This window comes from Armatimonadota bacterium (genome assembly GCA_016125185.1).
Classification (GTDB): domain Bacteria; phylum Armatimonadota; class Fimbriimonadia; order Fimbriimonadales; family Fimbriimonadaceae; genus Fimbriimonas.
Genome location: WGMG01000006.1, coordinates 119,265 through 133,842, shown reverse-complemented (window position 1 = coordinate 133,842; position 14,578 = coordinate 119,265). Strand labels below are relative to the sequence as shown.

General features: G+C 55.6%; 8 protein-coding genes. 3 read left to right on the top strand and 5 right to left on the bottom strand.

Annotation, left to right across the window (positions count from 1 at the left end):
* Positions 1–22: 22 nt before the first annotated feature.
* Positions 23–598 (bottom strand): PEP-CTERM sorting domain-containing protein, encoded by a 576-nt coding sequence (locus tag GC165_08295; protein ID MBI1332865.1) that lies wholly within the window; start codon positions 596–598, stop codon positions 23–25.
* A 195-nt stretch (positions 599–793) separates the two neighbouring features.
* Here GC165_08295 and GC165_08290 point away from each other — a divergent pair, with 195 nt between their 5' ends.
* Positions 794–3,604 (top strand): tetratricopeptide repeat protein, encoded by a 2,811-nt coding sequence (locus GC165_08290; protein MBI1332864.1) that lies wholly within the window; start codon positions 794–796, stop codon positions 3,602–3,604.
* A 13-nt stretch (positions 3,605–3,617) separates the two neighbouring features.
* On the opposite strand, the gene hrcA is transcribed toward GC165_08290, so the two are convergent.
* Complete coding sequence (gene hrcA, locus GC165_08285; GenBank protein ID MBI1332863.1) at positions 3,618–4,637, bottom strand: heat-inducible transcription repressor HrcA; 1,020 nt, start codon at positions 4,635–4,637, stop codon at positions 3,618–3,620.
* Positions 4,638–4,733: 96 nt separating this feature from the next.
* Between hrcA and GC165_08280 the strand changes: the two genes are divergently transcribed.
* Entirely contained in the window at positions 4,734–6,920 is a 2,187-nt protein-coding gene (locus GC165_08280; protein ID MBI1332862.1) for a hypothetical protein, read from the top strand.
* Here the strand turns inward: GC165_08280 and flhA are convergent.
* Complete coding sequence (gene flhA, locus GC165_08275; protein MBI1332861.1) at positions 6,917–9,010, bottom strand: flagellar biosynthesis protein FlhA; 2,094 nt, start codon at positions 9,008–9,010, stop codon at positions 6,917–6,919. The genes GC165_08280 and flhA overlap by 4 nt on opposite strands.
* 165 nt (positions 9,011–9,175) lie before the next feature.
* Here flhA and GC165_08270 point away from each other — a divergent pair, with 165 nt between their 5' ends.
* On the top strand, positions 9,176–11,704 hold the full coding sequence (locus GC165_08270) for an EAL domain-containing protein (protein MBI1332860.1): 2,529 nt from the start codon (positions 9,176–9,178) through the stop codon (positions 11,702–11,704).
* On the opposite strand, the gene GC165_08265 is transcribed toward GC165_08270, so the two are convergent.
* Positions 11,701–12,681, bottom strand: coding sequence for a hypothetical protein (locus GC165_08265; protein ID MBI1332859.1), 981 nt, complete (start codon positions 12,679–12,681; stop codon positions 11,701–11,703). The two genes, GC165_08270 and GC165_08265, sit on opposite strands and share 4 nt — an antisense overlap.
* Before the next feature lie 24 nt (positions 12,682–12,705).
* On the bottom strand, positions 12,706–14,547 hold the full coding sequence (locus GC165_08260) for a hypothetical protein (GenBank protein ID MBI1332858.1): 1,842 nt from the start codon (positions 14,545–14,547) through the stop codon (positions 12,706–12,708).
* Positions 14,548–14,578: the final 31 nt, after the last annotated feature.

Genomic DNA, 14,578 nt, shown 5'->3' with positions numbered 1-14,578 from the left:
CCTCGTTTTGGTCGAGGACGAATTAGTTGGTTTGGCGTCGGCGGCGCAGAAGCGCAAGCGCACCCAATCCGAGAACGGCCATCGAAGCCGGTTCGGGAACCGAGGAGAAGGTCGCTTTGAACTCAGTGCTCAGGCCCGGGAAGTCATTCCAGGTGGCTCCATCGTCTCCGCTCCAGTATCCGTTTCCGGAAGGGTTACCCGTCGTGTTGCCCATATAATGGACCGATTGGCTCGTCGATCCGCTCAGGTCAACCACAACGCCGTAATGGCCGCCGACCGTCATCGGAATGTTGAGACCACTCAGGACGACGTCTCCAGTGGAGGTCGGCCAAGCAACCGAGGTGGAATAGAGGGAAGCACCCGTGGGTCCTGTGCCCGCAATCCAATTGAATACCGAGACGTTAAGGGTTCCGCCGTTGGCGTTGCCTTCGATCGCAAATTGGTAGTCGGTCAGAGTGGATCCCGGAGCGTCGAACGATTGTCCGATCGCGGTCCATCCAGCGGTGATGCTTCCGTCCCAGAAAGGGTAAGTGTCGATAACTTGTGCGTGCGCGCTAACAGCGGCACCCACGACTAGCAGCATATAGAATGCTTTCATTTTTAGCCCCAAAGATGTTCGTGCCCACGCGGCGCACGAAACACAAGAATCTTACAGCTTTCCAACAATCCAATAATAGTCTTGCAGCCATAGAACTATCAAAAGTACTAGGTCCATTCAGTAGCAGAACGATCTCACACCTTTTAAACACCGACCAAATTCAGTCTTATACTGTAGAAGTACTGGGGTTTTAGTATGAGAATATTCGGCTCAAAGAGCACGAGAGCGCTGGCGCTCTCGATAATCGTTATTGCGGGCGCCGTAGCCGATGCCCAAGACCTGATGGGAGCAAAGGAGGTCGTTCGTCGTCAAATGGCGAGTTCGAAGAATCCAGAGTTGGGGGCTCTTCAAGCATTTGTCGACTTTTCGAACGACCTGCCAAAGCTGAGCCCACAAGAAGCTGGGCGACGGTGGGCGGATTTGCTGGGGACTGCGAACAATCCGCAACTCAACGGCTACGGCAATTACGCTTCGCAGTATGCGATGACCTATTTGCCGCCACCGACCAGTTGGCCATCGATTGCCGCTGAACTTGATGCCAAGAAGGCCAAGAAAGAATTTCGACTTGTTGCCGCAGTCCTGAACCAGGATAAGACCAAGCAAAGAGCGATCATCGACGCCATCGCCGACTCACCCACCTCGAAGAGAAGCGATTGGGACATTGTGCTTCAGTTCGCGTCTATATGGCGCGATGAAGCGCTCATGAAGAAGGCGATCTATCACACCATCAGCCTTGGCAATGCCGAAAGCGCAAAGGCTCAGGGGTCGTCTGAGGTGCAGGGAAGCATGGCATTGATTCCCGACTTAACCCGCAACTTTGGGAAGGACAAAGCCAAAGCCATGATCCTCGATGCCCTCAAGATGGTCAAGCTGCCCATCGAGTTTTCGAGCGAAACCGACCGAAAGATAGCAATTGCTCTGTGCCGCCAAAGCGGCTCGACCTTCCCCACCCACCATTGCGAACTAATCCAGGACCTGGAGGATGCCGACCTCTATCCCCTCTTCAACAAGTGGTTTCCCAAGAGTACGGGGCCAACCAAGGTTGCCGCTCGCGCCCTGTTCATTTTCTCGAAAATCATGGTCGGCCAGGGAGACCCGTATCTCAAAGAGGCTTCCATTTTGACGATAATCGGCTACAACTCAACCGCAAAGATCGCCACGATGCTTGCCTCGCCAAAGATCGCAAAGATCGCCGTGGGTTTCTTCGAAAAGGCTCTGACTCAGAACCCGAAGCTCGACCTATGGTCCTACTATGGTCCGGCCGCCTTTAGCGCCAATCGAGCCAAGGAAATGGTTCCGATCCTCGAAAACGCCATGGCAAAGGCGTCGTCCGAAGAGGATGGCGGAGGGCGCTCAGGCTCCGTGCCGTACCTCCTGATCCAGGCCGTCAGCGTCTCCGGGACGTCGGAGGATGTCGCGAACGTTGTCCTCAATGGAGTCAAGGCGGGAAAGATTCCGGGTTCAAAAGCCCTGGTTCTGGGCGACCTGATGAATCGCAAGGATCTTTCTGATGCCGGACTAAAAGTGACCAAGAAGGACGAGCCCGAAGTCGCGATGCGCTGGCTCATCGACCAAGGAAAGTACGGCGAAGCAGAACAATTAGCTGTTGCGGGGGGACCTGATCGTTACTACCAGGGTGCGGGGATGCTCAATCGCGACCTCATCCGCCTCTACGCCAAAGTCGGGCGTGATCAAGATGTTGTCGACTTGCTCGACCAGTCTCCAGAATGGGGAGTTCCCGATTTGCGCCAATTTGCCGATTCCTACAACGGGTATGGATACTCCAACGATGAGTCGGAGACACCTCTTCTCGATGTCATCGCGAAGTCATTTATCAGGCTCGGCAAAGTCGATACGGGCATGAAACTCGTTCAAGTTCAGCTTGACCAGAACAATAAAGACGACGACGCCTACCAGTTATTAGTTGACAATCTAAAGCCAGAAGACGCCCTCAGCCAACTCGACCAGATGTTTGCAAGTGACATGTTTGAAGAACGGCCACTCATTTGGAAAGCAATCATTTTTGAGCGTCAAGGCAAACTGTACGACGCCGAGAAAACCGCTCGAGAGGCTATTTCAATCGATCCCTCCGACGGAGATATGGGACATGGCAAGCGCATGTTAGGCTACAAAGTGCTATCCGAAGTATTGGCCAAGAAGGGCGACGCGGAAGGAAGCAAGACGTATAAGTCGGTCGTCGATGCGATCCGGCTGAGCGAGCGAGGCGACGACTTCCTGCAGGCGGGATTGATGAAGGAAGCGATTTCGATGTACAGCGACTCGCTAAAAATCTTTTCCGATGCCTACTGCATTCAGTCGCGAATGGCGGTCAACCTGGCCAACGAAGGAAAGACGGCCGAGGCGATCGAGCATTTCCGAAAGGCGTTCGAACTGATGCCGGATAGCTTTGGCCGGGTCGAGACTCACTGCTTTGGCTGTGAAGGTGTCTTCACAACTGGTCCCGCCGAAGGCGTGGCCGAGACGGTGCTGACCGAGGCGGCGAAGAAGAATCCGACCAAGCCACAGTCTCAGTATCTATTGGGTTATCTGCGAATGGAAGAGGACCGCTATCCCGAAGCGGCCCAGTACTTCAAAAAGGCGGTGGAGCTTGATCCCGACTATCTCAACGCTTGGAAACAGTACTCGGTCGTGGCCGATGGCGCAGGTGTGAGTTCGGCCGAGGGGCAAAGGATCATGTTGAATCTTATCCGACTGGACCCTCGACAGCGACATGGTTACGGTTATTCAAACAGCATGCCCGTGAGCGACTTTGCTCAGATTTACTTGGCTTTTCAAAAGACTACGCCAAGGGTGCCGTCCACTGAATCGGTGTATCCACTCAGGGCCTCACAGGCCGCCACACGTCAAGGTTTTGTCGAAATGAACCAGGTACTGACATCCTTCAGCAACCGCACCACTCCCGGCAGTCAAATCGCCAAGTTTGAGCCGATCCAAACGATTCTTCAGTCGGCCTATGGCCCCGAAGAAGGCACTTGGATTCGTTAGCTTGCACGTAGCCTCACCCGAAGAATCGGGTGAGGCTACGGCTTAAGGCATCGGCGGTGAAATTGACGAGCGGGATACTACCGTCGTAATCCATTCTTGTAGGTCCGACGATTGCGACTACGCCGACCTCTTGATCGCCGATGTAGTAGCCTTTGCGGACAACGCTGAAGCGGTGGAGCTGCTCAGAGCGGTTCTCCTTACCGATCGTGACCACGTCGGTCTTGGGCGAGACGGCGTCGTACAGGACGTCGGTTTCGTCTAGCTGGCGGAAAAGCTCGGCCAGCGCGGTGGCGTCGCGCTGAAATTCGGGTTTGGAGAAGAGGAATTCTTCGCCTTCGGTGATCAGTTTGCCGCGCGTCAGTTGTTTGGCCATCGCCCGAAGCTGAGTCCAGACCAAGGCGAGAAGCTTCTCGATGACAGGGCTCTCGACCGGAAGCGGCTTGGACTTCGTCAGGGTCTTCAGGTCGTTGCCGACGATCTGGAGCCGCAGAGCTTCGTTGGTCGCGCCGATGTCTTCGAGAGTCAAATTCTTCGGACACTCGATCATGCGGTTCTCGATGTGCCCATTGCTGAGAGCGACCACGAGAAGTGCCTGAGTCGGCCCAAGGGCGGACACGATGGCGGTCCTCACCGTCACGCTTGAGTCTTTGGTGGTCGTCGCGACGCCGAGTTGAGCGGTAGCGCGACTGAGGACCTTGACCGTATCGCGAAGGAGGTCCTGCAAGGCTTCGGTGTCTTCGGTCGCGTCGCGGAGAACCCTCTGCTGCCCCTCGTCGATGACCTTCTCGACGATCAGTCGGTCAACATAGAAGCGATAGCCGGAGTCGCTGGGGATTCGCCCTGCAGATGTGTGGGGCTGTTCAAGATATCCCAGTTCCGACATCTCGGCAAGCTCGTTGCGAACGGTCGCCGACTTGACGCCGAGATCGTATTTCTGAACGAGCATTTCGGAGGCAATCGGCTCCGCACCGGTCACATATTCGATCACGATGGCGCGCAGAAGCCGCTGTTTTCTCGGATCGAGTTCGTGCATGGACACTTCTATTTTACGACGATGTTTACGAGTTTGCTCGCTTGTCCGTCATTGGCTCATCTTGCCCACCGGCGATGCCCCCTCTATAATGTGCCTATGGTCATCGCCGCCCTGCTCTTTTTCCAGTCGAACGGGTTTGAATTCAATCCGAGGCCGGATACGTTCAGTCCATCGGCAGTGCTCGACATGCGGTCGCTCAACGAGAAAGAGGCGGGCGAGCATGGCTACATCTCGGTCGATAAGAACGGCGATTTTGTGCGAGGCGATGGGGAGCCGATTCGATTTTGGGCGATGGATACCGTCGTCGGCCGAGAAAAGCCTTGGCATGCCCGGCCACGCTGGACCCAGCAAGAACCGGACCTCAAGACGCATGCGAACTTCATGGCCAAGCGGGGGATCAACCTCGTTCGGTTCCATGCCCAGATCGCGCCAACAGACAAGCAGCGAATCGACGACGTCAATCAGAGCGAGATCGATTGGGTGTGGCGCGGCGTCGCGGCGATGAAGAAGGCAGGCGTGTACTCGGTGGTCTCACCTTACTGGATGGTGCCGACCAAGATTCCCGAGAGCTGGGGTGTTCCGGGTGGCGCGCAGGGTGCAGATGGGCTCCTCTTCTTCGACCCCACGATGCGCAATGCGTACAAGATTTGGCTTCGAAAGCTACTCGAACCGAAGAATCCGTACACTGGGATTTCTTTGGCGAAGGATCCGGCCATGGCCATCTTCGAGATTCAGAATGAAGACTCACTCCTGTTTTGGACCTTCAATAACATCAAAGGTCGGCAACGAGACAATCTGATCCGGCTCTTCAACCAATTCCTCATGAAGAAATATGGCAACGACGCCGCGATCCGTCGCGCCTGGCAGGGGGCGAGCCAACCAGCAGATGCGACTGGTCATTACGACCTCATGAACATCTGGGAGATGACCCAGCATCGGACCGGAGGCGTCGAGGCGAGACTTGCCGATCAGTTAGAGTTCATGAGCAAAACCATGTATGATTTCAACGCCGACATCGAGAAGTATTTGCGCGATACCCTCGGATGTAAAGCGCTGGTGAACGCTGGGAATTGGCGCACGGCGGACACGGTTCGACTCAACGACGCCGAGCGATGGAGCTACACGGCCAACGAGGTTGACGCCGTCAATCGCTACACAGGTGGCATCCACAAAGGACCGAACGAAGGATGGTCAGTCGACCGCGGAGACAAATACGCGTCGACGTCGATCCTGGACGATCCGAAGGAATTTCCGTTGAACATCAAGCAAACCGTGGGACGACCGATGGTGGTCACCGAGAGCATGTGGGTGATGCCGTGCCGCAATATGGTGGAGGCTCCCTTCCTTGTCTCGGCCTATTCATCACTCAATGGGGTCGATGCTTACTGCTGGTTCGCTACCGGCGATGAGCAATGGACTCCGCCGCAAAGTGCGAACGGCTACAACGAAGGGCAAATGAAGTGGTTCTTTGGCTCGCCCGACGTCCTCGGCGCCTTCCCTGCCACCGCCTACATGTACCGCAAAGGACTGATTCAGCGCGGGAAACCCGCCGTCATCGAGAATCGCCAACTGCAGGACATTTGGAACCGAAACGTGCCGATCATCTCGGAGGAGTCGGGCTACGATCCGAATCGAGACTCGGGCGATATCGCCCCGTCCTCGAACATCAAAACCGGCGTCGACCCGATGGCGTACTTCATCGGTCCGGTGCAGGTGAACTATGGAGGCAAAGGCGAATCGTACGCCTCGACAAAAGGCTGGGATAAGGCCAATAAGACCGTCACCTCCAATACCGGCGAACTGACCTTCGACTACGGCAAGGGAGTCTGTAAGCTCGATGCTCCGATGGCGCAAGGCTTCGTGGCCAAGGGTCCGGGCGCGATCCGAGTTCAAACCTCAAGCATGACCGCCGTGATGCAATCGTCGTTTGGTTCCCTGGTGGTCGTCTCGCTGGACAACCAGCCGATCGCAACTTCAAAGAAGGTGCTGGTGCAGTTCAACACCGAGGCTCGCCCGAGCGGATGGAAAGAACGTCCGACGACTATCAAGCTCGATGGCGGAAAGGAGGTCCCCGGCTTTGAGATCACGGACATCGGACACGCACCGTGGGTGTGCGAGAAGGCCAACCTCGTTCTCGCTATCAAAAACAAGAACCTGGTGAAGGGTTCGGTGTTGGATTCCAACCTGGTTCCCAGCGGGAAGTTGGATGTCACGCCATCGTCGGACGGCATTCGAATCGGCTTCCCGGAAAACGCACTTTACGTGCTGTTGGAAGCCAACTAAGCCGCAACCTGACCAACAAATTCGACGTCGGCCTTGGCGGAAATCTCGCTGTACGCCAGGACCGCAAGGTTGGGCAGGTGTCGGTCGAGGAATCGGCGCATGGAGAGTCGGAGTTGGGCTCCGCACAACAGCACCGGCTGGTAGCCCTGCATGGTGAGGCGGTCGTACTCGGTCTTCAGTTGCTGAACCAGCTTGGTCTGGGTCATGGGGTCGAGCACCATGGCGGTTCCGGCCGAAGTCAGGCTCACCTTGTCGGCGAGTTCTCGCTCAAGCGGCGGCTCCAGCGTGATACAGCGGAGCTTGTCTTCGAAATCCAAATACTGGCGGGTGACGGTGCGCGCAATGGCGGATCGGACGATTTCTCCCAACTGCTCGACATCCTTGGTTCGACCGGCGAAATCGGCAAGGGTTTCGACGATGGTCACCATGTCGCGAATCGGAATGCGCTCGCGGAGCAGGTGCTGAAGGACCTTCTGGACATCGGAAAGGCTGACGACATCGGGAATGATCTCGTTGACGGCCGCATCGTTGGTCTTTCGGACTTCGTCGATGAGGGTCTGGACGTCTTGGCGGCTGAGCAGTTCCGGTGCGTGGCCCTTGACGAGTTCGGAAAGGTGGGTCGAGATGACCGCCGACGGCTCGATGACGGTGTAGCCGACGCGCTCGGCTAGTTCCTGCTGGTCCGACGAAATCCACAGCGCTTCCATCTTGAAGACGGGGTCGATAGTCTTGATACCAGGAATCGAATCCACTGCGTCACCGCTGTTGACGGCCAGCATGCGGTCGGGCATCATCTCGGCACGGGCGACTTCCTCGCCACGAATCTTGATGATGTACTCCGTATTGGTGAGCTGGATGGAGTCGCGGATGCGTACCGTCGGCATGACGAAACCGAGTTCGGTCGCGATCTGACGTCGGGTCGAGGCAATCCGATCGGACAGGTCACCACCGACCTTGGGGTCAGCCAGTTTGGTCAGGCCGTAACCTATTTCGATCTCGATGGGATCGACGGCCAGCAAAGGCAGAACCGCTTCCGGTCCAGTCGGTGCCGGAGCGGGAGCCGCTTCCTGCTTCGGCTTCTCGGGAGCGGGATCAAACATCTTTGAGACGCCTGGATTGCTGATGGCAAAGCGGTACAAACCGAACATGATGGCACCGGCACCGAAGAACAGAGTCGCCGGGAAGCCAGGCACTAAACCAAATGCCGCGATGGAGCCAGATCCAACCAAGAGCGCCTTGGGCTGGTTGAAAATCTGAGAAGCGACTTCGCCCGCCATCGTTCGATCCTGGCCGGCACGAGTGACCAAAAGACCGCTAGCAGAGCTGATGAGCAGTGCGGGCAACTGCGAGGTCAGACCTTCGCCCACGCTGAGTAGCGAATACGTTTTGAGGATCGTCAACGGATCGCTTTGGCCCTTGAAGAAGCCGACCGCGAAGCCGCCGATGATGTTGATAATGATGATGAGGATCGAGGCGATAGCATCGCCCTTCACGAACTTCGAGGCACCGTCCATCGCACCGTAGAAGTCCGCTTCCTGCTTGATCTTTTTGCGGCGCTCTTTGGCCATTTCTTCGTCGATGAGGCCCGCGGCGAGATCGGCGTCGATCGCCATCTGCTTACCTGGCATCGCATCCAAGGTGAACCGCGCGACGACTTCTGACACGCGTCCGGCACCGTTCGTGATGACGACGAACTGGACGACGACCAAGATAAGGAACGCGACAAAGCCGACCACGAAGTCGCCACCCATGACGAAGTTACCGAACGTCTCGATGACATGGCCAGCCTGACCGGTGCCAAGAATGAGTTTGGTGGCGGCGATACTGAGCGCCAGTCGGAACAGCGTCGTGATGACAAGCATCGACGGGAAGACGGAAAATTGAAGCGGATCGGAGACGTTGACTGAGGTCAAAAGGATCATGACCGACGACCCGATCGCCATGACAAGACCAAGGTCCACCGCCCAGTGTGGGAGCGGCAAAATGAGCATCGAAACCACCAAGAGGAGGCCGACTCCGAGGAGGACGTCGGTGTGCTTAAGAATCTTGGCGAACGTTTGCATAAACCCAGAGACGCAAAGAGCGCTCATTGGAATGTTTGGCACCAAACCTCTAGAACTTCAGGCCAAATCCGGCAATTTCCTCGGGTTCCTCCCAAAAGTCGGCTAAGGAGTGCTTTGTACCCAATAAACAGGGCTGGACTGTGGAACAAGAGTCTGTGGAAGCCGGTTTGGGAACGCCGCTTCTTCAGGGTTATGCAGGCACCTTGGCGCAAGAAACAAAAGCGATTCACATACGGGAAAAAGAAAGGCTTCAGCCTGTGGCGGAACGACGCCTCGGGTCGCCAGGTCTTCAATGTCGCGATTTTCGTGCTTTTGGTTTCCTTTGTCGGCGGCAGTATTTCCACGTACATCATGTACCGGAAGTCGCTCGACCAAGTGTTCGACACCCGCGTCGAGCACGTTCGCAACGCATCTGCCTATCTCGCCCGCATCCTCGACGCTGACGCCCAGCAGGAAATCGCAAAGGCAGGATCGAAGAAGTCAAAAGCGTATCTATCGACCCAAAAGACGATCAAGAACTTCCTGCACAGCTATCCCAACGCCTTGCGGGCTTACACGCTGGAAATTCGAGGGAACAGCGCCTACTACTTGGTGGATGCGACCCAATATCGTAAGTCAGTGCCGCTCCAACCGACGCAAGACGTCAATCAGATTTTAAAGACGCATCCGGCGGAGCTATTCAAGTCCAACAAGAAGGTCGTTCCGACCGTCGAACGGGTGACAAAAACTGGCCCAATGGGCATGTACGTTACCGGGTACCGACCCCTGGTTGGCAAGGACGGAAAGGTCAAAGCCATTTTGGCTGTCGACATGCAGTTTGGCGGATTTCAGGCCGACCGAGATGCCCTGTTTGGCGCACTAGAGTATGGAATCTACGCCACCGCAATCGTGGCCGTCTTGCTTGCCCTGTTCTCGGTCGCCTTCCTGTGGGCTTCGCATCGCGATAACCTCGTGCTGACGGCCGAAATGATCGAGCAGAGGAAGAAGCTCTCGAAGACCGAAGCCGAACTGCTCGAGGCCATGAATGCCAGCGAGGAAATCAGCGGTTCGCTCATCAGCACCCTTTCGAACGCCGGATGTTTGGTCTGGAACGGAAAAGCGTGGAAGACGAATGAAGGCATGATCTGGAAAGCTGGCCTGAAATACGAACCGCACTTCGATTGGCTTGCCAACGACTTGGCTAAGGACGGCGTGTCTTTCGAGCAAGCTTGGGACAAACGGCGAAATCCTGAGGACCGATTGGTTTGGGAGAAACTCCTCGGCTTCGCATTCGACGGCAAACTCTCTTCGCTCACCAGCGAGTATCGACTCAATACTGATACAGAAGAGCTTTGGTTCGAAGAGCAATTAGATTTTGACTATGAGCCAGATGGCAGCGTGTCGATCCACGGATTTGTACGCGACGTCACCGAGCCGAAGCGGCGCAACGATGAGATTCGTCGGCTGGCCTACTATGACACCATCACTGGGCTGATCAACCGAACCCGAATCCACGACGTCATGAATGAACTGCTTGAAAAGAGTCATCAGATCAGCGTGATCGGCATCGAGATTGGCAATTTCCGAAACGTGAACGAGTCGTGGGGCGCCGAAGTGGCCGACAAGCTCCTGCACGAATTCGGCCAGCAGTTGAGCGAAGGCGTAGGCACGAACGGAATTGTGGGCCACCTTGCGGGAGACGACTTTGTTGTGATCGTGCCCGAGGATTCGACGATGTCTTGGCTGGTTGGAAGGGTGGACGAAATCTGCCAGAAGCCAACCTACATCGACGGCGTCGAAATCGCGAAGGTTTGTCGCATGGGCTTTGTCAGTTCGGTTGATGGTGACAATGCCGCCACCCTACTTCGAAAGATCAACCTCGCCCTCGAGAATGCCCGAAAGAACCTCACCAACTACCCGGTGGCTTACAAGCCGGAGATGAGCTTCAAGGCCAAGATGCGAGTGGAACTCGAAACGGCGATGCGCCAGGCACTGATCGACCGCGAATTCTATCTGATGTTCCAGCCGATCTACTGCAACAAGACGAAGAAGCTGGTTAAGGCAGAAGCACTGCTTCGCTGGAACTCCAGTCGATTCGGTCCGGTATCGCCAGGAACGTTTATCCCGATCGCCGAAGAGTCCGACTTCATCAACGACCTTGGAAACTTCGTCATCGATGAGGCCGCCCGCGCCATCGCAAGTTTCGCCCAGCAAACGAGAGATTCGAAGATCGTGATCAGCCTCAACATGTCGCTGCGGCAACTCAAGAACCAGTCGACCCTGAACGTTTTCCATTCGGCCCTCGACAAGTGGGGCATCAGCCAGAAGAACATGCTGATCGAGATCACCGAATCGTCGATCATGCACGACTCGGGCGAGTGCGTCTCGATGCTGACTCAGCTTCAGGAGCGTGGCTTCTCGCTCGCCATCGATGACTTTGGAACCGGCTACTCGTCGCTCGCGACCTTGGCCAGCCTGCCGTTCAACTGCCTCAAGATCGATAAGAAGTTTGTGGATGGCATCGGCGTCGACCGCAAGCAAGAAGAGGTGCTAGGCACCATCGTCCGGCTTGCCCGTGCGTTGAACCTGCAGATTGTGGCAGAAGGCATCGAGAGCGAAGCCCAATACGTATTCCTCGCCAACCTTGGCGTGGAGTACAGCCAGGGCTTCTACTTTGCTCGGCCGTTGCCGTTCGAAGACCTGGTTGCACGCGCCGTTGGCGAGGCCCAGAAGGCCGCTTAAGCGTCCAGCGTTTCTCGGATGAAGTCCATATCCGCCTGACTAAGCTCGCGGCCATCCGCCGAGAGGTTGCACACGACCTGCCGCTCGTTTCGGAAGCCCGGGATCGTGCACGCCACGTTCGGCATGTTGAGGATGTACCGCTGGGCAACGGCGCTGAGGTCTTCGATCGAGTCGCCAAATCGCTCCTTCAGCTTTGCCATCTTCGGCTTGAGGGCCTCCAGTCGCTCAGAGCTGAAATTCTTGCTTCCACGGCGGTGGTCGCCTTCGTCGAACTGCGGAGGATTCTTTGGGTCGAACTTGTCGAGAAGAAGCCCCTGGGCTAGCGGGCTGAACGCCACGAACGTCATGTCGTGCTTCTTCATCAGTTCGCTCACTCGTGAGCCTGGGCGGACAAACTGGTCGTCCATGGCATGCGCCCAGCTTTGCAAAACGGCGGGCTGGACCTTTGGCGTCACTCGCTCAAAGTCGTCAGCACTGTAGGCAGATTGCCCCTTGATCCGGACCTTCCCTTCCTCCACCAGCTTGTTCATCATGGCGACGGCGTCATCCAAGTACATGTCCGATTCACCAAAGTAACCGTGGTGGAAGTAGTACACATCGATGTATTCGCGATTTAGGTTCTTTAGCGACTGCTCGCACTGATGGCGCACATGGAGGGCTTCGTAGGCATTCTCAGCGGTTCCGGGAAAGTGGCCGACTTTGGTCGCGATGACAAAGTCGTGGCTGGGAACGCCGAGCTTGTCGAGGACGCGTCGGAGCATACGCTCGGCGCGGCCGTTGCCGTAGACATCGGCGTTGTCGAAATGGTTGACGCCGGCATCGATACCCTTCTTGATGGCAACCGTGATCTCGTCTTCATCGACGTTTGCCCATCCGTTCGGATTGCCATTGACCCAGTTGAGGCCACCCATCGTCCAACAACCCAAACTCACTTCGGAAACTTTCACGCCGGTCTTGCCGAGCTCGCGATACTGCATGGCCGGAGTTTACTGTAGACCTAGCTAACCGATACCGGGATAGGGCTTTCCGGGATCGAATTCCTTGCGGGTGAAGTAGTTGGTCAGAAGTTTACGGTTGGCCTTGTCCCCAGATAGATATCGCTTTCGGAGAACCTTGGCCAAGGGAGGATTAATCCAAATCTTTGTAACCACCTGAAGTGCAGCTGGCCTCTTCGTCGCCTTGTCGCGAAGAACGCGTGGACATTTGGAGGCGAATTCCTCGGCGCTGCGAATGAACTGAATCACCCTGTCTGCCGTTCCTTCTGGATCCGTCTCTTGTCCTCTCATCAGATCGCGAAAGTATTGAAGGAAGTTAGTCAGTGATTCCTTTTTTTCGACGTCCGTCAGCTTTGTTCCATAGTCGCGGATTTCGAACAACATTCTCGCCATGATGATCAAATCGATCGTGGAGTCGGGATACAGGAAGGCCTCTTTCCATGTTGGGATGGTGTAAAAGTCGATCTCAGGAAGATCAAGGTTTGCCAAAAGCATTGCCAGCGGAAACCAGTGCCCAGCCCACGACCTTGGCGCTCGAAAGTAATGATTGTAAGAGCGTACAAGCCCTAGTTCACTACTTGGATTCCCCTTCACGTGGAAGTGTATGAGGCCGCTCTGAATTCTCGACACATAGCTGTTAAATTCGACTTGATCTGCTTGCACTTGCCCAAGAACAGACCTGACAAGAGCTCCATAACCTGGCACATAAGACTCAATCTCGCTCGAGGAATTTGCCAAAGACTCAACGTGCTTCACCATGAGCGTTCCGGCTGAAAGCAGTCGATCTATCTGCCCCGCCTTCCATGGAAAATACTTCCTAAAGAGGTTGCGCTGTGTTTCATCGCCATCGCAGTAGCCAACCAGAACACCTTGATCGAAGGGGGCTTCAGCAACGATGATTTGGTTGCCTAACGGAGCACGATGCGCATAGTGAAGGTCGTAACCTTTTCCAGGTTTCCGTTTTTCGTCACTCTCCTTTTGGATACGGATGACTTCATCAAGCTTGGCTTTCAACTTTGGTTCGCTTGCGACAACTTCGTCAATCTTCTGCAAGGCTTCAATTAGGTTGAATGACAATCCACTTGACGACGAGGACCTCCAACTGAATGGATTCGCCCATTGTGCCCATGCGAGTTTCTCGTCCGGTGATATCTTGCTCAAAGTCATCATGAAAGGGTGGGCCACAACGGAGGGCTTTCCCGAAATCAACAGAGCGATTGCCTTGGCAACCAGCGCAATTTGCCCATCAAAAAGGCCCAGATGTTCATGGGCGCAGAGCCGGGTCAATGGCGAAAGTCTCGGTTCCTTTGTGGTTGTTCGCTCGCCAGGACAGGAAGGAAACGGAACTTGGCCGTCTTCAGGGCAATCATCTTGTCCCGCCAAAGCGATCGCTCTTACAAAATTGGTAGAACTTAGCGCAGCGGGGTATCCATTTGCAGAGAAGGGATTCTGTGGTATTCCAGCTTTCTGTTGAGGCTTGACGGGTTTGGCCGGACCAACTTTTCCGGCCTCGATTTCCTTCTCCTCATTGGAGACAAAGTCGAAGAATTCCGCTCGATGTGCCTCGACGTACAACTTGGTTTGTTGGACGAAGGCAGACCAACCAGGTAGATACTTTGCAATGGTTGGCGCGATCTTTGCGTTCCTCTCCATGCGGTCAAAGACATCTTGTGGAGAAAGCTCCTGCATCGGATTCGCCACGGCTAATCCCGCCACCAATGTACCAATCAACACCACTAAATGGAGAACGAATCCAAACCTGGATTGTTTTGCGGCCTGTTTCTTAGCTCCGACGAGAGGAGAACCCGGTTTTGACATTGGTAAAGGAACGAACGGATTTTCAGGCAATTCCCGATCCGATAGGTACCTCTTGCCCGTA